This window comes from Paraburkholderia sp. BCC1886 (assembly GCF_900996245.1).
Taxonomy (GTDB): Bacteria; Pseudomonadota; Gammaproteobacteria; order Burkholderiales; family Burkholderiaceae; genus Paraburkholderia.
This window is the reverse complement of record NZ_CAAJGK010000011.1, coordinates 114,134-132,606: the sequence shown is the minus strand read 5'-3', so window position 1 is coordinate 132,606 and position 18,473 is coordinate 114,134. Positions and strand designations below refer to the sequence as shown.

General features: G+C 59.1%; 19 protein-coding genes. 16 read left to right on the top strand and 3 right to left on the bottom strand.

The window, feature by feature from the left end; all coding sequences use genetic code 11:
- The first annotated feature begins 16 nt into the window (after positions 1–16).
- The 12 genes from FQ746_RS00810 (at position 17) to FQ746_RS00755 (ending at position 6,802) form a co-directional block, all read left to right on the top strand.
- Positions 17–745, top strand: coding sequence for a hypothetical protein (locus FQ746_RS00810; RefSeq protein WP_144106708.1), 729 nt, complete (start codon positions 17–19; stop codon positions 743–745).
- A gap of 29 nt (positions 746–774) precedes the next feature.
- Positions 775–1,530, top strand: a complete 756-nt coding sequence (locus FQ746_RS00805; RefSeq protein ID WP_144106707.1) for a S80 family phage morphogenetic serine protease — start codon at positions 775–777, stop codon at positions 1,528–1,530.
- 186 nt (positions 1,531–1,716) lie between these two features.
- Positions 1,717–2,178, top strand: a complete 462-nt coding sequence (locus FQ746_RS00800) for a hypothetical protein (RefSeq protein WP_144106706.1) — start codon at positions 1,717–1,719, stop codon at positions 2,176–2,178.
- Between the two features lie 121 nt (positions 2,179–2,299).
- Positions 2,300–2,821, top strand: coding sequence for a hypothetical protein (locus FQ746_RS00795; RefSeq protein WP_144106705.1), 522 nt, complete (start codon positions 2,300–2,302; stop codon positions 2,819–2,821).
- A gap of 260 nt (positions 2,822–3,081) precedes the next feature.
- Entirely contained in the window at positions 3,082–3,573 is a 492-nt protein-coding gene (locus FQ746_RS00790; RefSeq protein WP_144106704.1) for a hypothetical protein, read from the top strand.
- Complete coding sequence (locus FQ746_RS00785) at positions 3,503–3,916, top strand: hypothetical protein (RefSeq protein WP_144106703.1); 414 nt, start codon at positions 3,503–3,505, stop codon at positions 3,914–3,916. The genes FQ746_RS00790 and FQ746_RS00785 overlap by 71 nt, the downstream gene beginning before the upstream one ends.
- Positions 3,913–4,146, top strand: a complete 234-nt coding sequence (locus FQ746_RS00780; protein ID WP_144106702.1) for a hypothetical protein — start codon at positions 3,913–3,915, stop codon at positions 4,144–4,146. The genes FQ746_RS00785 and FQ746_RS00780 overlap by 4 nt, the downstream gene beginning before the upstream one ends.
- Positions 4,136–4,375 (top strand): hypothetical protein, encoded by a 240-nt coding sequence (locus FQ746_RS00775; RefSeq protein WP_144106701.1) that lies wholly within the window; start codon positions 4,136–4,138, stop codon positions 4,373–4,375. The genes FQ746_RS00780 and FQ746_RS00775 overlap by 11 nt, the downstream gene beginning before the upstream one ends.
- A complete protein-coding gene (locus tag FQ746_RS00770; protein WP_144106700.1) occupies positions 4,366–5,661 on the top strand; it encodes an RNA ligase family protein in 1,296 nt (431 codons plus the stop codon). Before FQ746_RS00775 ends, FQ746_RS00770 begins: the two co-directional genes overlap by 10 nt.
- Positions 5,662–5,715: 54 nt before the next feature.
- Positions 5,716–6,048, top strand: coding sequence for a hypothetical protein (locus FQ746_RS00765; protein ID WP_144106699.1), 333 nt, complete (start codon positions 5,716–5,718; stop codon positions 6,046–6,048).
- Positions 6,045–6,569, top strand: coding sequence for a hypothetical protein (locus FQ746_RS00760; protein WP_144106698.1), 525 nt, complete (start codon positions 6,045–6,047; stop codon positions 6,567–6,569). The genes FQ746_RS00765 and FQ746_RS00760 overlap by 4 nt, the downstream gene beginning before the upstream one ends.
- A gap of 20 nt (positions 6,570–6,589) precedes the next feature.
- Positions 6,590–6,802, top strand: coding sequence for a hypothetical protein (locus FQ746_RS00755; protein ID WP_144106697.1), 213 nt, complete (start codon positions 6,590–6,592; stop codon positions 6,800–6,802).
- 80 nt (positions 6,803–6,882) lie between these two features.
- Here FQ746_RS00755 and FQ746_RS00750 read toward each other — a convergent pair whose 3' ends face one another.
- Both FQ746_RS00750 and FQ746_RS00745 read right to left on the bottom strand, forming a co-directional pair.
- Complete coding sequence (locus tag FQ746_RS00750; RefSeq protein ID WP_144106696.1) at positions 6,883–7,857, bottom strand: hypothetical protein; 975 nt, start codon at positions 7,855–7,857, stop codon at positions 6,883–6,885.
- A gap of 91 nt (positions 7,858–7,948) precedes the next feature.
- Entirely contained in the window at positions 7,949–10,087 is a 2,139-nt protein-coding gene (locus FQ746_RS00745) for a hypothetical protein (protein WP_144106695.1), read from the bottom strand.
- A 187-nt stretch (positions 10,088–10,274) separates the two neighbouring features.
- On the opposite strand from FQ746_RS00745, the gene FQ746_RS00740 reads away from it, so the two are divergent.
- The 4 genes from FQ746_RS00740 to FQ746_RS00725 all read left to right on the top strand — a co-directional run bounded on the left by FQ746_RS00740 (position 10,275) and on the right by FQ746_RS00725 (position 17,970).
- Positions 10,275–11,189, top strand: coding sequence for a hypothetical protein (locus tag FQ746_RS00740; protein ID WP_144106694.1), 915 nt, complete (start codon positions 10,275–10,277; stop codon positions 11,187–11,189).
- A 77-nt stretch (positions 11,190–11,266) separates the two neighbouring features.
- Complete coding sequence (locus FQ746_RS00735) at positions 11,267–13,879, top strand: hypothetical protein (RefSeq protein ID WP_144106693.1); 2,613 nt, start codon at positions 11,267–11,269, stop codon at positions 13,877–13,879.
- Positions 13,880–13,903: 24 nt separating this feature from the next.
- Entirely contained in the window at positions 13,904–15,595 is a 1,692-nt protein-coding gene (locus tag FQ746_RS00730; protein ID WP_144106692.1) for a hypothetical protein, read from the top strand.
- Positions 15,596–15,726: 131 nt separating this feature from the next.
- Positions 15,727–17,970 carry a hypothetical protein gene (locus FQ746_RS00725; protein ID WP_144106691.1) on the top strand — a complete coding sequence of 748 codons (2,244 nt, stop codon included), beginning with the start codon at positions 15,727–15,729 and terminating at the stop codon, positions 17,968–17,970.
- A 43-nt stretch (positions 17,971–18,013) separates the two neighbouring features.
- On the opposite strand, the gene FQ746_RS00720 is transcribed toward FQ746_RS00725, so the two are convergent.
- Positions 18,014–18,439, bottom strand: a complete 426-nt coding sequence (locus tag FQ746_RS00720) for a hypothetical protein (protein WP_144106690.1) — start codon at positions 18,437–18,439, stop codon at positions 18,014–18,016.
- Positions 18,440–18,473: the final 34 nt, after the last annotated feature.

The window sequence follows — 18,473 nt, the reverse complement described above, 5'->3', positions numbered from 1 at the left end:
TCTCTAGGACACCGCTATGGATCCATCAAAACTCATTCGAGACCCTGAGCGGGTCAAGGGCGCCATCCTGGAGACAGCAGATGGGAAGCTGATTGCACAGCAGCCGTTAAAGCTCTACGTGCCGGCGCGGTTTGCTGAGCGTGGTCTCGCCTCGATCGGTATCGAGACCTACGTCTACGGCATCTACGCGATGGTGCTGGAAGACAGCTTCTTCGCGGTGTCGCTCGTGAACGCGATGATCCGCATCGAACCGACCTCGATGATGAATATCGTCATCGACGGCGACGAGTACTACGAGTTCTTCTTCGAGAAGGGCGCGACGATTACCCCGACCACGATGCTCGTGAAAGCGGACACGCTCGTCTATCGCGTGTTCAACGAGATCATCGCCGGTGGCCACTGGCCCTGGTACATCGGTTATTCAGAAGCCGCGCGCATTCTGGATACCGCGCGCTATCACGCTGGCGCCAACGTGGGGCAGAACCACGAGGTGACCGAGCTGCTCATCTCGATGGTGGCACGTAACCCCGAGAACCGCCACCAGCACTACCGGGCGGTTATCAAGAGTCTGGACGAGCTGGTCAAGCACCCGCCTGCCTTCATTCCCTTGCGCTCGGTGGAATACGCCGCCGACAACACCTTCACCAAGCTCGCGGGCTCGTACTTCAGCCGCGGGGTGGTCAGCGCGCTCAACTCCCCGTCCGAGCGTCAGGAACGCATCGACAGCCTCCTCATCAACGGCTAGGCCACATCCGATAAGAAGAGTACATCGCCATGAGTGAATACATTCGCTTTGGTTTCACCGCCTTGAATGGCACCAATAAGGCCGGGACGCTCCGACCGGACGATGATGGCTATTACGAGGTCGTCCTCGGGGGCCTGAACATCTACAACTCGGTAGACCAGTTCTACCCGTATGAACCGGCCAAGGATCTCTTCACGGGATCGAGCCAGCTCATGCGGCGGGTCGGCGCCGGCTCCCTGCGCGGCGAGTTCGGTCACCCGAAGCTCTCCCCCACGCAAAGCTACGAGTCCTACGCCCAGCGGATCCTGTCCATCTACGAGAGCGAGATCTCGCACCACATCCGTGAAGTCACGCTCGACTTCGACCGGGTGAAGGATCAGCAGGGCCGCAAGGTCATCGCGATCATGGGCAAGGTCAAGCCATGTGGGCCGAAGGGTGAGCAGCTGCAGGCGTCGTTCGAGAACAAGCACGAGAACGTCTGCTTCTCCATCCGTGCGTTCACGCAGGACACGCAGGTCGGTCGCACGACCAACCGCATCCTGAAAAACATTGTCACATGGGATGCGGTCAATGAACCGGGTCTCGCCGTAGCGAACAAGTGGAGCGTGCCGGCGCTGGAAGAAATGGCGGACACGATGTTCTCGCGGCGTCAGCTCGAGCGCGCCGTGCTGGCACCCGCCACCGGAAGCGTGGCACTGGAGTCCGTACGTCTCAGTACCGCCGAGCTCTTCCAGACGCTCGGGTGGACCAACCCCTCCAAGCAGCCCGCCTATCTCGACTGGTAGTGCACCTACCCCATGGGCCAGCAGGGCGACCTGCTGGCCTTTATGCCGTCTTGTCGGGATTCAAATCAGGTTCGGACACATATCACCAACTTGAGCCCGTACAACGAATTGCACGTTCGCCTGGGCATTTCTTACTGACATAGGGCCTTCCTATGCTCATCCTGAACCCACAGAGAGAAAGGACCGATGATTACCGATATCCGTGGCGATAATCGACAGCTGCTGTTCAAAGGCGAGAAGTACCCGGTGGGTAAGCTCCTGGGTCTCATGGCCCAGGCGCCACTCATCGATGTCCCGCGCGACGACATCAACGTAGCGGATCCGATTCTCTACAAGGACTTCTGCGTGGAGTTGGAGAACTGCGACTCCGATGAACACCGTGCGTTGCAATATGGCGACATCGCCTTCTTCAAACAAGAAGGCAAGTTCACGGTACTGCTCGGTCGGCAGAAAGCTTTGGATGCCCAATCCGAAGGCCTTCTCATGCTTCGCGGTCGTCTGATCTCGACGCCTGCGTTGAAGAAAATCCGCGTTGATGACCGGCCGATTATTACGGCCAGTAACGAAACGGAACGCCGTTATCCGGCACAATCTCGGCCTCGGGAAAACCCGTACCGCAGCGATTCTCGCGCTGCGTACCGGCGCTAATTCCCACCCCCTGTTTCAGCACCGCCACACGGAGGGACTCGTGTAGTCGTGACGGATTGCTTTGCGTAGTTCCTCCAAGCCCTTACACATCCTTTACAAATCTCAATCAAGGAAGCAGAACATGTCCGATACCAAGACCATCGTCAAAGTGAAGCCGACCACGTCCGAGCTCGCCGCTACCGTTCGCAAGGACATCAAGATCGACGCGAAGACCGGCGTGGGTACGATCAAGGAAAACTGGTACGTCGAAAATCTCGGCCTGGCCGTGCCGGAAGCGATCAAGACCAAGTACCCGGGCATCGAAAACGACATGGTGCCGATCATCGAAGGCCTGCAGGATCACAACACGGTGCTGGCAGCGGCCGTCGGCCTCGCGTTCGGTGAAGAATCCGAACACGTGATGAAGAAGCACAAGGAACTGGAGCGCACGACGCTGGATCTGCCGACGACCGGCAAGGATGGCTTCGACTTCGTGTATGACCGCACGAAGAAAGTGACCGACCCGACCGCTGATGGCGGCACGAAGATCACCCACGGCGCGCTGTCCGTCGGCTACCGGACCTACGGTACGAAGAACCGCGGCGAACTGGCCAAGGTCAAGACCCTGTTGAAGGAAAGCGCTGCGAGCGTCTTCAGCAGCTAAGCCATCCGACCTGCTGTACCCAAGAAGCCCCGCCAAGTGCGGGGCTTTTTCTTTGCCTCTTCTTTTTTCGTGCCCGCCATGGACGTCATCCGTATCACGACACCCGGAAGTCAACCCACCCGCCATCCGAAGTGTCTGGGTGAGTGGACCAATACCTCGAACGGCAGTGACTTCGATTGTGCCTATGACAGTCGCGTGATTTGTGATGACTGTCGTTATGGTCCGCACCCCACTCGTACCAGCAAGTACCCGGATGCGAAATGCAACCAGCGATCAGACCCGTCGTGAAGCTCTTCAAAGTGCAGCTGTCACGCTGGCGTCTGGTCCGGGACCTGGGCATTCATCTGCTTGATGTAACCGCGAAGTCTGGCAATCCCGCTTTCGCTCCACGCTTTGACGATGTCATGGCGTACAAGCGCGGTGAGTTATCCGAAGAGGAGTACACGCGTCGCTATCTGCAGCGCATGTCCATATCGAAGAAGCGCTTCCCGCAGGAATGGGAAAAGCTCAAAGCGATTCATCTTCCCATCGCTGTCGCCTGCTACTGCAAAGCGGGCGTGTTCTGCCATCGACATCTCTTCGTTGGGATCGCAGCGGACTACCTGAAAGACGCAGGCATCGATGTGAAGCTGATGTACGAGATCACAAGCCTCATTCCCCCACAAACGGAGACGCCACCCGATGACCCAACTGATACCCGCAGCACCACCCCTGCCGGGACAGCTGGCCCTCCTCGCCAAGATCGAGAGTAGTGGGGCGATCGCGCCTGCCCGATACGCCATCCAGCGCGCCGAAGGGATCTTGAAGTTGCTCCCTGCAGTCATGCACGAAGGCGACGTTGGTCTGCTGAAAGACGGCTCCATCGTCATGCAGTGGAAGCGTCAGGACGAAACGATGGATGTTCAGTTGCAGATGACGGCCGTCTCAGACGGCAGTTTTCACTACGCCTACATCGTCAAGGGTCAGGGACGTGCCGGCGGCCACCTGAAGACCTATCAAGGCGACCACGAAGCCCTCTCGATCGTAAGCCGAGTCGTTGCCATGCTGACTCCGAAGTCCAAACCCGCCCTACCGAACACGGAGCGCCGATCGTGATTTCGACTCATCTCCTGAGCTGGATTGGTGCAGCTCTTCTTATCAACTACATGCTGGGCCTCGCCTGGATTGACCGCAATGCCGGCCTCTGGGAGTTCCTCAGCAAGATCGAAGGGACATTCAGTTCGAAGCTCTTCACGATGAACATCCTGATGTTCTTCTGGGTGTTCATTGATGCGTTCCGAGTGTGTCGCTTCTTCCTTCGCATAAGGAGGCGTCGTGCCCTATAGCCAGAAGCTCAAAGATGCCGCCCACGCACTGTGCGCCATGCGCGGGATTGATCCCCTGCAACAACGCACCAGTGACATGGGTTGGTATTACGAGGCCTGGCACGACCTCGCCGACGAGATCGTTTGCACCATGCAGGTCAACCTGATCATCACCCAACATGCGCTGAAGCCCCTGGACCTCAGCGACGAGCTTTTCCACCAAGTAAAACTAAAACCATCATGTTCGTAAAAGAAGACACACGCCAACTCGCACGGATCGTCAAGATCGACAACCTCCTCCCCATTCCGAAAGCGGACCGGCTCGAAATCGCGGTCGTGCAAGGTTGGGAATGCGTGGTGCAAAAAGGCACCTATCAGATCGGTGACGAAGCGCTCTACTTCGAGATCGATGCAGCGATTCCGCTCGACAGTCCAATCTTCGCTGATTTCGACAAGCAGTACCTGCGCGTGAAAAAGGATGAAGGTAACGCTAAGGAATACGCCGTTATCAAGACAATCCGTCTGCGCGGCGCGCTCTCGCAAGGGCTGCTGATCTCGCGCGCGACCTACGCTGGAACGGGAGCGGCTGGCAACTCGGTCGGTACCAATGTGACGAATGCGCTGGACGTGCTCAAGTATGTCTCGCCCGAAGAAGCACGGCTCTACACGAACACCTCCCTGCAGCTCGACGACAAGCAGAGCAAGAAGCTGGTGTGGCGTCTGCGTGCCTGGCTCGTCAACGGGATTGTCTCGGATGGTCTGCAGCCCTTCCCTCACGGTCACGTGAAGTCGGAAGAAGAGCGCGTGCAGAACCAGTTCGAAGAGTACACGGCGATGGCCAAGGCAGGCGAAACGGCCGAACTCTCGATCAAGCTCGACGGCGAGTCCTCCACCTTCTATACGGAGCTCGACTCCGCGAAGATCGGGGTCGCCCAGCGAAACTACTCGCTGCGTACCGATGATGTGCTCTACACCCGCTGGCAGTCGCTGCGCGTGTACCTCGCTGATTGGGTGCGTTGCATCGCACGCCGTCGCAGCGGTGCTGATTGCGACACGCCCCGCTGGAAGAAAGGCTTCCTCGCTCAGTCGGTCCCGCTCGTGGCGTACTTCACCCGCGAGAATCTGGCGTACAAGATCGCGCTGTTCAACGACACCAACGACCTGCCCTTCGCGAAGGGTAAGAAGCTGGCGATTCAGGGCGAGATGGTTGGGCCCGATTTCAACCGCAATGCCGACGGCGCCAAGACGAACTGCTTCTACATGTACCGCACGTTCGTGAACGGCAACATGCGGCTGCTGCCGGAGCAGGCGCGTCAGGTGGCTGACGCACTGGGTGTGAAATACATCCCGGTGATGGACGCCAACTTCGCCCTGCCCCCGACGATCAAGGAAGTGATGGCGCTGGCAGATGGTCCGGGGCACTTCGATCAGACGCGGCTCCGTGAAGGCCTGGTGATGAAGAACAACGTCACGGGCAAGAGCTTCAAGATCATCTCCAACAAGTGGCTGGAGAAGAAGGAGAAGAAAGAGGCGTAAGTCGCGATGGTATGACGGGCCGCAATTGCGGCCTACTACTAAGGAGTACTGTACATGAGTACCGTAAAAGAAGGCATGGGTCTGCTGGTTTCCGTGCTGATCGCCATCCTCGTCGTGATCGGAATCACGGAGCTGGGCTATCTCGGATACGCCCACTTCGCACCGAAGTACGAACAGGTGCGCCGCAACACGTTCACCCAGTCCCAGGAATACAACGAAGGGATGCTGCGCCAGCTCTACGAGATGCGTCGTCAGTATCTAAGCACAACGGACCCGTCCAGTAAGGCAGTCCTGCGTGACACCTTCCTTCACAACGTCGACGGCTATCCGAACCAGCTGCCGCCTGACCTCCAACAATTCAAGAACGTTCTCGAGACCAACCAATGAAACTTTTCCGACTCATCGGCATCGCCCTACTCGCCTTCTTCGTGCTGACGGCAGAAAGCTGTCAAAACGATCAGTCGGACTCCGACAAGCAGCAACAGCAACAACAGGCGCAGGCCAGTGCCGCGTCAAACCAGGCAGTAGGTTTTCCAGCTATCTTGAACTTCACCGAAAAACGCATCTTCAAGGAAATTTTGGAGAAGCGTGATACGCCGAACTTTACGACCTACACCTACTTCGTCGGCATGCACAACGAGCACACACCGCTCTGTCGCTCAGTGGGCTACGGCATTCCCGAGTCGGAGCAATACACGAACCCGGAATACATCGCTTACGCCAGTACGCAGGTAGGTGTTGACAACCTCCCGCAAGCCGATCCGAATGGCCTCTACTCGTCGCCGTCAGCCAACGGCACCTGGATCATGTGCCTGTTTAAGGACGGCAATGTGCTGCCCGTGCGTAGCGAACCCAATGTCGTGACCTTGCCGCAACCGTGGGCAAGCCTGAACCAGGACGGGATGTGATGGGTCCACCCGAGTGGTTCTTGGCCATCATCGGTCTGGTTCTTTTTGGGATCTATTTATTCCTGGGTCCGCTCGTCCTGCGTACACACCGCGGGTTTAGCGCCGAACTGTTGGCTGACGAAGGAGCCAGCCTGATCGTCTTCTTCCTCGTGTTGATCTGGCCGGTAACTTACTTCTGCTGCTGGCTGTACCGACTGTGGTGCTGGACAACGCACGACGGCTGGGGACGCTGACCTGACGTCATAAAGCCCAGCCCCCGCGGGCTGGGCCGTATGCTGGCTTCTTTTTTTGGCTGTTTCCAGCCAGACCAAGATTACGCCGAAACGCTGGAGGTCGGGACCGCCGTCGTCGAGGTGGTCGCGGTGGCGACGTCGCTCGAGGTTGCGCTTTCGCCCGTGGCCAAGGCCGCGGTCGTGCCGGCTTGCGCTGCCGAGATCTGGTTGATCTCCGCTTGGTAGCCCGTGGTGGTCGCAGCCACATCGGCGTTGATCGCGCTGATGAAGGCCGATTCCGTGTACGGGTTCGCACCGGCGATGCTGATGGAGGTCAGCAACTGTTGCGCGAACTGGTCGACGCCCAGGCCGTACTGCGCAATGCCCGCGTAGGTGATGTCCACCGTCAGCGGTTCATTGGCAGACGCGAGGTCGCGCGAACCCACGATGTCGCCCGTCGACAGCGGGAACATGTTCGTCACGAGCCAGGACTTCACGACACGGGTGTGCGTCGGGTCCGGTTCGATGAAGATCATGGTCGCCGTGTACATGTCGGCCAACATGTCGGTCGGTGCCGCGAGTCCCGTGATCGGGGTCAAGGTCGCTACGTTCGCGAACTTGGTATCCGGGTCCATCAGCAGGTTCGTGATCCAGCCCTGGTGGAACATCGTCACGGGCATGCCGTACTTTTCGTTCCACGAGAAGGCCGGCACCGAGCGTTCACGCTTGACGTCGGTCACGTCCTGTTGCATGTTCCCGCCACCGCCAACCGGCGTTTCCGCCACTTCCACGGTGAGGTGAGCGTTGAGGCCCGTGATCCGCAATGCATGCAGTTCGACGAGGGCTCGCAGCGTGCCGACCCAGGTGGACGGGTTCGGCAAATAGTTGAAGCCCAAGGGGGCTTCGATCAACAGACAGATGAGGTTCCGGCGGACGTACTGCTGGTTACTCACCCACTGCACGTAGTTGGGCGTGAAGCCCATCTGCCCACCGTTCTGCAGATCGAGCATCGGGTTGTTGTGCCCGATGGCGAACGCAGTCGTGTTGGACAAAATTGCATCTGCGACGCGCGGCATGAGTTGCTCCTAAATTCAATGGATCGCTAGTCAGCCCAAGGCTGCGGTAGACGTGCGCGCGCCCCCGCTCTTCCTTGGTTGTGCTAACTGTTTAGCTCGAAGTCGTCGACGTCGAGGTGAGGTCATCCGAGCGGTACGTCTGAATGGCCAATGTTTCGACCGTTTTCATGTTCGGCATGTAGACAGCGATCGTCAGGGTCCAGCTGTAGCCGCGCTGCGCATCGGCACCCGCCACCGTCGTGTTGGGCACGATCGTGAACCGGTTGTCGAAGATGCCCGACACTTGTGCCGTCACCCACGCGTTCACGTTCTTGATGAGCTGTGCATCCGTCATCGAGGCCGTGCCCGAGAAGTAACGACGTGCCGCATCGCCGATCTTCTCGAGATAGCAGAGTGCCATCGCGTTGAAGAAGCTGTTGAGCACGGACGTGTCGTTGTCGTACACGGTCTTCAGCGCCGGGAAGTACACCGAGCGACGCTGGAACGCTTCCACACCCACCATCCCGTTGGCCCAGTCGGTGTTGCGCACCGTGGCTGGCCAGAACGTGACGTTGATGTTCGAGAACAGCGTGATCTCCGAGCCCGGTGCCGAATCGAACGAGTAACCCGACTTCCACTTCCCGTTGCTGGCACCCATGTAGGCGGCCGCTTTCGAGGCGAGCTCGATGGTCAGCGGCAGGCTGCTGTTGTTCGAATCGGTCGAGCCAGCGTAGAGCGAACCGGTCAAGGTGCCCGAGCCGGGCACGATCATCCCGCGCACGCAAGCCGTGCCGAAGTAATCCGATTCCGGGTATTGCTGCAGGTACGCTTTGAGCGCCACCGCCATCGACGACTCTTCGGCCTGCGTGAGCACGGGGCTCAGCGTCGAGAAGGTCGACAACGCAACGAACGTGTCTTTGCGCTGGCTGATGAACTGGCAGATCGCCTTCTTGGTCGCGAGCGGGAAGCCCGAGTCCCAGAAAATCGATTCCGGCGAGGTCACCATGTCCTGGACCGGATTGGTCAGGTCGGCATAGACCGCCATGAAGTTCGTAACCAGCTCTGCGAACAACGTATCGTTCATCGTGCCGTCCGTACCGCCCGAAGCCCACAGGGTGGTGCTGCTCGACAGATACGCTGCGTCGCTGTCGGTCGTGTTCAGCTGCCAGGACGAGTACGGCACATTCGTCGAAGACACACCGCTCACGAAGTTGAACAGCCACTCTTCACCCGTTGCGCCCGTGAAATCCGAGAACGAATTGATGAGGGGCAGCTCGGCCGCATAGAACATCGCCACCAGGGTTGCGATGTTGTCGTCATACGTGAACAGTTGCCCGAAGGGACCGAACACATCGGCGACGCCACTTGCTTGATTGAGAGATTGGTAGGCGGCAATGAAGGTGTCCTGGATGGAGATTTGATCATCCATCGCCAAGTCGATCGTTTTCGGCTTGAACGTGAAGTCCAGGTATTGCGCACCGCTTTGTGCGGCGACCAGCGAGCCCGTCGTGTTCGTCGCCGTGCGTTGAACGCACGAGATCCGGAACGGGTAGACCAGGTCGTATTCCGTGAAGTTTGTGTTGGCTGCGACCGAACTTTGGGTGGTCGGTGCGTAGAGGCGAATGCCGTTGTTGTTCCCGTACGTGCCGAAGCTCGGGACCTGGAGGTCCATGATCGGGTAACGCTGCGAGGTGACGGAGCCGACGCTCTGGTCGCCGGCTGCGATCGTGGCTTCGCCCCAGTCGCCTGCGTCTTCGTTCGCGGTCCAGTCCACGGTGCCCAGCACCCACTTGCAGATGTAGCCTGCGGCGGTGGCACCAGAACCCGTCACTGCAACCTTGTTACCGGCCGAGTCCGTCGTGAACGAACCGTCCGAATTGCGTTCGTACTGCGTGATGGTCGCGGGCAGCACGTCCAGATACAGGCGCATGGTCGCTGCCGGCGCTGCGTCGGCCGGTTGCATCCGCTGTACCTGGATCGCGTTGCCTTGCGCGTTCACCGTGCTCGCCAGCACAGTCGCGTGATTTCCCCAGGCCTTGCGCAGATCGAACGAATCCGATCCGTACATGGTCGTCAAGTCGCTCCCCGACACCAGCTCCGTCGTCACCGGGCCCTGTTGCGTGTACAGGCAGATCAACGGGAGGTGCTGGGGAATCTGTTCGGCAACCGCAGTGACCACTTCGGTGCTCAGATCCTGAGCCCCCTGGAAGATGGTCATCGGAGCGCCATTGACAATGGATGCCGTTGTCATGGTTGGATTCCTGTCATGAATGATATGGTTTACAAGTCGATGCGCCGCATCATATAAATTCGGAAAATTTGCACTCCTGATGAATGCGGGCAAAAAACCGCATGACAGAGGCGCAAAAACGCACGATTCCTTTAAGACATAGGATGCTGTTGGGCTCCCCGACGGCATGCAGCCACGAGGCTCTGAGATGAAACCTTTCCTCACCGCATACGACACCACGGTGTGTGGTGGCTACGTGCTCGACAAGCTCGAAACCGCGCTGAAAACCACGTACATCCACGGCGATTACAAGCGCGATAACGGCAGCAACATCATCGAGATCGAAGGCATGGGCACCACGGCGCTGACCGTGCCGCAGTTCGCGCATCCCTTCTTGCTGGACATGAATGGCGAGAAGCTGTTGGCGATCGATGTGCGCCCCTTTGGCAGCTACGATCGGATGAAAGGTGCGTATGCGCTGCGCAACGGCGTCGAGTACGCGCTCCTGCATCGGCGCGCGCAACTCAACGACATCTGGATCAATGACAACCCGGCGCTCCTGCGCGACGTGTCACCCGTGGCGATGACGGTGTTTGCAAGCTGGATCAGCGAGAGCGTCTCGCGGCGCTTTGCGCTTGACCCGCGCGAGCAGCTAAGCCTCTCGATCCTCTCGGCTTTCCACTATCTCTCGCTCTTCACCGACGAGGCGGTGCTGGATGACACGTTGCGCACGAAGATGGCGACGCAAATCTCCCGCGGCATGCGAATCGGTGCGGAAGACGTCTTCGCGATCCTCGACGAGCAGAGCGCGCCGAGTAATGGGATCGAGGATTTCTGCGGCACGGCGGCCGAAGCCACGAAGAGCGTTCGGCTGGAGAAGTTCAACCCGGGCGTACTCATCAGCATCCTCAAGGGAAGCTGGTTCGGCGTGAATGCCGAGGAAATGCTGGCCGCCTCCACGGAGCACCCACCGACATGGCTGGCGCTCCTGATGGCCGCGCATACCGAGCGCACCTATAAGAATTCGGGCCTTGCCCGCCTGGTCGAGCGTCAGGCCCACAAGGACGCGAACAAGCAGTTCCTGCGTGCGGTGCTCAACCTCACGCAACTCGCCCGCGCTTAAATCCCCTTCCCGACCTTCCTCCTTCTCACTCCTGGGGCGCCGTCTGGCCCCGGGAGTATTCGCCATTGGGATGTCTCATGTTTAATTACCTCGTCGATAACGCACTCAAAAATGTCTGGTGTGCACCGGCGCAAGACCGGCAGGGGATCTTCCAGCTGGCGAGATTGACGCCCGATGGTGGCGTGATGAATTCGGTGCAGGTCATCTGGGATTCGTACACTCTGCCCACGTCTGGCGTGAATTTTCACGTCTACCAGATCGGTCAGGTCAGTCCGTACATGCTGGGGTTGCTCTCGGGCACCACCGCGTGGACGACGTTCACGACCGCGATGAACCAGAACAACCTGATTGCGGATATCTACACGGAGAGCGGGATTCAGTTGCCGCGCTTCCAGTGCTATTTCCGCGTCATGAAGAACCGCAACCTGATTGTCGCGATCCAGTTCGAGTCTCCCTTGGGCTTGGACATGGATACCGAGGCAATCTTCCTGCGGGTCTATAGCAACTCGTTCTTCGCCAGCACACGGGCGACACTGGGTGCGACCAAGAACTATATCCAGACGGGTGGTGTCGTGCCCGCGCTGAAGTCGGACATCACGACGATCCAGAACACGATCGCAAGTCTGGCGACGTTACCGGGGGCGGTGTACTGCTTCCTCAACGGCTATAAGGTCACGACCATCAATGTGGCGACCGTCGCGTTGGGTGATGTAGTCGAGTATGTCTACGACAGCTCGATCTACAAGGTCATCGATTTCCCGTATGTGGGGCTGCCGACCTTCACCAGCACCAAGGACAGCAAGTTCAAGTATCTGCTGCACTATGACGGCGAAGGGGACGGCACGATTGACTTCGAGAAAGATATCGATGTCTTTCTGTACTACGACCCGGGCACCGGCAACACGCAAGGCGTGTATTACCACCACAACCAGGTCGACGCGATCCGTAACGTGACGCATCGTGATTACTCCCTGCCGACGACGTATGTCCAAGGCTACATCACAGAGCAGACGGACTGGGTGGCGGCCGCCAACATCACGGTGCGATTGCATATCCGGAAGGCGGGTCTGGACAGGCCACTCTTGCCGGAAAACAACCGCATCCTGGATCTGTATCGGCTGTCCGATGCAAACATCGTCAGTGCAATGGCGGGGACGAATGCGACCCTGACCAACTGGCAGGCAGCGACGCTCGAAGCCTCCCCGTATCTCTCGATCATGGGCGCGTCCCCCGCCTCCCTGGTCACGCAGGACATGGTGCAGGACGGCTACGGCTACAACCGGGTGAGCCAGCTGGTGGGTAACAGCCCGCTCGTGCCAACGCTCGAGTCCGGGCAGCTTGTGGTGATGCTCCCGTACAACCTGCAGTCAAGTTCTTCCATCTGGGAGTACGACGCAACCGGCACGCTCCTGGGGTTCTACAACCACACGAGCGGCGGGGCCTATGTCTGTGCGAACCCGACCTGCACGCTGGTCGAGGCTTTCGTCGGGAGCGCCTCGCAGCAGATCGATGACACGTACGGTGAACAGACCCAGACGCTCGTCGCGGGGCTCGACTACCGCATGTACACCTGTCCCTATGACAGTCAGACGGGATTGCCGTCGTATGACTGGGTAGATGTGACGGGGTCCTCGAACTACTCGGTGGTGAGCAATGTGCTGTCGTGGTCGGTGGATTTGACGACGACGTACACCTGCGTGCGCAGTAACGCGACGATCCTCGCCTACACGCTCGGGATCCAGCCGACGGAAGGGATTCTCCCCATCCAGTTGCAGGAAGAAGCGATTCGCAACTACGCCTTGCAGCTCTTTGCGATGCAGATCCCGATGGGGCAGCTCGACGTTTTCCTGAACGGCCGCAGTCTGATTCAGGGACTGGACTATGTGATGTCCTTCCCCGAGATCATGATCAACACGATCAATGCGTTGGACTTCCCGCAGGACAAAGAGCAGAACATCACAATCCGCTGGACGGGATTCTGTGACAGCACGCTCACGCCGATTGAATACAAGGACGTGGGCTGGGTGCAGTACGGCCTGCTCTCGAACAACAACCAGTACAACATCCGTGATGACGACGTCACGCGTGTGGTGATGGGTGGGGGGGTGTTCGCCAAGTCCGCGCTGCAGTTCGCCGAAGAGACGACGGACATCCTCGTGCCGGCGGCGATCAACGGGCAACCGTACCAGGTGCAGAAGATCGTAGTGCCGATGCGCAGTGTGACGGATGTCGACACCTACACGTATCTGGCGGAGTCGACCGCGATCGACGAGGCGGTGGAAGCGTACATGACGCTTTACTACCCGCCCACGACCGCAAGTGGTCCGGACACGATCACGGCGCTCTATCCGCTCTTCAGTCCGTTTTGCTGCAAGTTGATTTACGACTTCGTGAACGACGTGATCGATGAGACGGCACTCCAGTCGTTCTACAACGACGACTACGTGCGCACGGTCTGTGCACCGTATGAGTACCTGCTCGCGTACGACCCGACCCAGTCCGCCAATGCGCCGGACCCGACCTTCACGACCATCCGGCCGCACAACCTGAGCGTCACGATTGCGCTCGATCTGTATGCCTACCGCTTCATCACTGCCGCTATCCGGATCTACCTGAATAACAAGGTGAGTCTGGGTGGCTTCGTCTCGATCGCGGCACTGGGCACCAGTAGCGCCATCAGTACCAGCTAACACCCCTTTCCTGGAGCCGTCTTCATGGCTGATACAGTCAATCTCCCTACCGGCACCGACGGTGGGGTGCCGATCTATAACCCGACAGGTATTTGGCAGATCTGGCCACTGGCCCTCCTGTATCAGGGTCAGGCCGGCACGAATATGTACATCGGGAAGGTCAACGACTACGTGTGTGATTACACGACCAATGACTGGTACAAGATCACCGCACTTGATGCGACGACCTACATCCCGACCCTGACGCCGCTCACAACCGCGCCAAACGCTGTGATGACGTCGGGCGATCTGCTGCAGGGAGTGGACTCCGGCACGCCGGCCGACACGTTCCGTTGCTGTCTGGACACGAGCGTGCTGCCGTACGTTCTGTCGGTGGATGCGCGCTGCTGGTTCCCGAACAACTCCGCCGCCTACATCAAGATCTTCACGGGCGCGGACTGGTCGGATAACACGAGCTGCATCAGTGCGTATTACAACCAGTCGGGCACCCTGGTCAGCCAGAACATTCCGTTATCGGCTGTCAGCTCACTGATGCCCGATGGCTCGACCGCGACGGTGATGGTGCCGGATGTGGCCTACACGAACACGACGCTGCCCAATGGGACGCCCGTGACGGCGGTGGCCTACACCTCGACCGGTTCGGTGGTGTCGTCGCGCCAGATGCTCATCTGGAATACGGCGTTTATCCGCGCGGCAGACACGTCGGTCAAGTATGTGACCGGTATTTCGCTGCAGTGCCCGTACCTGTCGAGCGCCAACCCGACGCAGATCCAGTTCCCGGTCAACGTCCTGCTGTCCAGCCTGAACCTGATGGGGATCGTCAGCTACAGCGACGGCACGACGACCAAGCTGCCGGTGGATGGGACGAAGTTCCAGATCTTCGGCTTCGATGGCTTCGTCTCGGGGAATGTGGGCGAAGAGTTCGAGCTGGTGCTCAAGTACAACCTGTCGACCGACGAAGCGGTCTACGGCGCGAGCTCCGTGGCCAACCAGCTCTTCATCAACGCCACGTACACGGCGATTGCGCAAAGCTCCGACGGAGCCTACAGCTGCAAGCTCTACGCGTTCCCGGTATGGATCGACGGGGTCAGTGGTTACCGGCTGGAGTGGTTCCTGTACGACCTGGACCGCACGGACTGGTACGACGTCACAAGCCTCGTCACGATCTCGGCGAATTCGCCAGCGTTCCAGCCACTCACCTACGGGACCGTCCAGACCATCACCGGTCAGGTCAACCTGCAGGCCGTGGATGCGAGCTACACGGATTACAACTTCACCGAGTCGGTGGCCATTACCCTGCTGCACGATGGCACGACCGAATCGCCGTGGGAGGTCCAGTTCTCGCCGGGTCAATCCCCTGCGTTCGGGGTGGGCAATTACGCCACCATCGCCGAAGTCGCGGCAAACCAGTACACGATCGATCTGACCTCCGGCTACGCCTCACAGGCCGACTGGCTGACCGCCATGTATTACAACACGCTGCCGCTCACGGATCCTCAAACCGAGACGGCCGCGCCGGTACCGACGCACTTCAACATCCAGTTGCCGGATGGCAGCGAAATCACCTGCACGCTTGGACAATGGAACGCGCAACAGACCACGACCGTGCCGCTCACGAATCTGGCCACGATCTACGTCACGTTCATCCAGCGCACCACCACCAACGACCTGCAGTTGAGCGTCGCCGGTGTGCAGTGCCTGACATCCACCAGCTGATCCCTTCTTGATCTAACGCATTCCGCTCTCACTGTCTCGCGCCTTCACCGGCGGGAGCGGTGGGAGAAGGTTTGCCCCTTGCCAGACGCTTCGGTGTCTTTGGCAGGCACCCACACGTCTGTAGGTCCACCATGCTGCTATTTGAATCCGACTGGCTGAAGTATCCGAACGCCATCATCGATACGAAGACGAGCAACCAGAGCTATGTCCGTCTGGTCATGCTGTACAAGAAAATGGGGATCAAGAACCACGCGTTCCCCCTCGCTTTGCTGAACCCTCGCCTGCAAGGCGTTGATCCCTTTGCGCCGGACCTGACCCGCGAAGAGATGATCATGATTGCGGTGGAGTGTGCGAATAACTGCTGGTACTACATGCGCGAGGTCGCACGGGTACCCGCCATCGGGGGTGGAGACGCAACACAGTTTGAAGGCAACCGCGGCAACGTGGCCCTCTTCTGGTGCTTCTTCAACCACGTCATGACGTTTCTCATCCAGATCCGTCAGACCGGAAAGTCCCTGTCCACCGACTTGTTGATGTCGCTGCTCCTGAACATCGTCTGCGAACGGACGGAAATCAACCTGTTGACGAAGGACGAAATCCTTCGCAAGACCAACATCGACCGGCTCAAGAAATGCATCGACGAGCTGCCGGGCTATCTGCAACAGCGCAACCCGAAGGTCGACACGAACAATAGCGAAGCGATCACGGTCAATTCGCGCTTCAACATCTACAAGACGCACGTCCCGCAGGCGTCGGAAAAAGGTGCCTACAAGCTGGGTCGCGGTTTGACCTCGCCCATCATGCACATCGACGAAGGCCCTTTCCAGCCGAACGTGAAGATCGCGGTGGGCTCGGCACTGGCGGCAACCGGTGCGGCGGTGGATAAGGTGAAAGCCAATGGCGGCCAGTACGGCACCATCTTCACGACGACCGCTGGCAAAATCGATGACAAGGACGGTTCCTTCATCTACGGTCTGTTGCAAGCGGCCGCCATCTGGACGGAGCGTTTCTTTGATGCGCGGGATGCGGAAGAACTCGAGCACATGATCCGCAAGGCCTCCCGCGGCGAAGGCGGGGGCGTCTACCGGGTGAACATCACGCTGAACCATCGTCAGCTGGGTAAGACCGACCAGTGGCTGCGGGGCAAGATTGAAGAGTCGACCTCCAGCGGCGACGATGCAAACCGAGACTTCTTCAACATGTGGACGGCCGGCTCGCTCACCAACCCGATCCCCATCGCGGTGCTGAAGGCCATCTCGAACAGCGTGAAGGACGTGAAGCACACGGAGATCAGCCCGGAAGGCTACACGACGCGCTGGTATATCGAGGAGGAAGAGATCGAACAGCGCATGCTGGACTCACAATTCGTGCTGGGTATGGATACGTCCAATGCCTCAGGCGGCGATGATATCTCGCTCATCCTCGTCGACGTGGAAACGCTGGAAGTGGTCGCAGCGGGCACCTACAACGAGACCAACCTGATCACCTTCTGTCAGTGGTTCTCGCGCTGGTTCGTGCGCTGGGAGAATTTCACGGCCGTCATCGAAAACCGCAGTACCGGGGTCGCCGTGCTGGACTTCCTCTGCCTGATGCTCCCAGAGCACGGCATCGATCCGTTCCGTCGGCTCTTTAGCAAGGTCGTGCAGGAATATGACGAGTATCCGGAGCGCTTCAAGGAGATCTCCGTGCCGATGGGTCGTCGCAATCGTGACGTCTACGCCCGCCTGAAGAAGCTCTTTGGATTCAGCACCTCGGGGGGCTCAGGTCTCACGTCCCGCAGTGAGCTGTATTCCACGACGCTGCAGCTGGCTGCGAAGCGCGCTTGCAGCATGGTGCACGACAAGGCCCTGATCGACCAGATCACTTCCCTCATCTCGAAGAATGGCCGTATCGATCACCCGAGCGGCGGGCATGATGACTTGGTCATTGGCTGGCTCCTCGTGCACTTCTTGCTGACACGCGGCAAGCAGTTGTCGTTCTACGGGATCGATCAGCGTCGCATTGGCGCTGCACTGGGCGGACAGACCGAAGAGACCATCATGGATCGCGAACAGCGTCAGGAACAGCAGCAAGTTCTGGAGGCGATGGAGGCACTCTATGAAGAACTCAGCCGGGAAGACAATGAGTGGATCATCATGAAGCTGGAGCACCAGCTGCGACTGCTCGACAAGCAGCGCGTGGCGGAAGTCGACGAGACCTTCAGCTTGGATACCCTCATCGCCAAGTCGCGTGAGAAACGTCGGGAGCGACTGCGCCGGGAAACCAACCGCATGGCGGGGCACAATCTCTCGAACAACTTGCACGGTTCCTTCAGCGATCGGCTCCCCACGTCGATGTCGCAATATGAACGCCGGTTCGTGCGGCAGGCGGCATAAGGGCATAAGGGCCAGGGCTGCAGAGCCCTGGCCTTTTATGACGTCAACCAAACAAACGCATCGACCGTTGGTCCGTATAAATGCGTCGCTCAAGACGGCGGAACAACGCATCCAGATAGCTTTGGAGCGCCGCGCGTTTCTGTGCCGGCTCCTGGGCGAGCGATCCATACCGCCGCGGAATTGTCATCGAGAAATTTCCAGCCAACGTGCGTAAGCGCTCGGGTGCATCGAGGGGCACCATCGCATAGACACGGTAGGTTGCGATGAAACGCGACGGCACATAAAAGCGCGTGTAGCAGCGCTCCATGTAACTCGCCTCGCAGCAAAGAATCACGTCATAACCGTGGACAGTGGTCACCGTCAAACTGCTGATGCCGCCGGGCGGCTCCTTCGCAACGCGTTCCGATGAAGGTCCGAGCACTAGCGCAGTGAATCGCGCCAGTATCGCCCGGGCCGCTTCGCCGATCACATCTCGTACTGCCATAACGGGTCAATCCAAGTAA

Coding starts and splice junctions, on each gene's coding strand:
- FQ746_RS00810 (WP_144106708.1), top strand. CDS start 17: ATGGATCCATCAAAACTCATTCGAGACCCTGAGCGGGTCAAGGGCGCC.
- FQ746_RS00805 (WP_144106707.1), top strand. CDS start 775: ATGAGTGAATACATTCGCTTTGGTTTCACCGCCTTGAATGGCACCAAT.
- FQ746_RS00800 (WP_144106706.1), top strand. CDS start 1,717: ATGATTACCGATATCCGTGGCGATAATCGACAGCTGCTGTTCAAAGGC.
- FQ746_RS00795 (WP_144106705.1), top strand. CDS start 2,300: ATGTCCGATACCAAGACCATCGTCAAAGTGAAGCCGACCACGTCCGAG.
- FQ746_RS00790 (WP_144106704.1), top strand. CDS start 3,082: ATGCAACCAGCGATCAGACCCGTCGTGAAGCTCTTCAAAGTGCAGCTG.
- FQ746_RS00785 (WP_144106703.1), top strand. CDS start 3,503: ATGACCCAACTGATACCCGCAGCACCACCCCTGCCGGGACAGCTGGCC.
- FQ746_RS00770 (WP_144106700.1), top strand. CDS start 4,366: ATGTTCGTAAAAGAAGACACACGCCAACTCGCACGGATCGTCAAGATC.
- FQ746_RS00765 (WP_144106699.1), top strand. CDS start 5,716: ATGAGTACCGTAAAAGAAGGCATGGGTCTGCTGGTTTCCGTGCTGATC.
- FQ746_RS00760 (WP_144106698.1), top strand. CDS start 6,045: ATGAAACTTTTCCGACTCATCGGCATCGCCCTACTCGCCTTCTTCGTG.
- FQ746_RS00750 (WP_144106696.1), bottom strand. CDS start 7,857: ATGCCGCGCGTCGCAGATGCAATTTTGTCCAACACGACTGCGTTCGCC.
- FQ746_RS00745 (WP_144106695.1), bottom strand. CDS start 10,087: ATGACAACGGCATCCATTGTCAATGGCGCTCCGATGACCATCTTCCAG.
- FQ746_RS00740 (WP_144106694.1), top strand. CDS start 10,275: ATGAAACCTTTCCTCACCGCATACGACACCACGGTGTGTGGTGGCTAC.
- FQ746_RS00735 (WP_144106693.1), top strand. CDS start 11,267: ATGTTTAATTACCTCGTCGATAACGCACTCAAAAATGTCTGGTGTGCA.
- FQ746_RS00730 (WP_144106692.1), top strand. CDS start 13,904: ATGGCTGATACAGTCAATCTCCCTACCGGCACCGACGGTGGGGTGCCG.
- FQ746_RS00725 (WP_144106691.1), top strand. CDS start 15,727: ATGCTGCTATTTGAATCCGACTGGCTGAAGTATCCGAACGCCATCATC.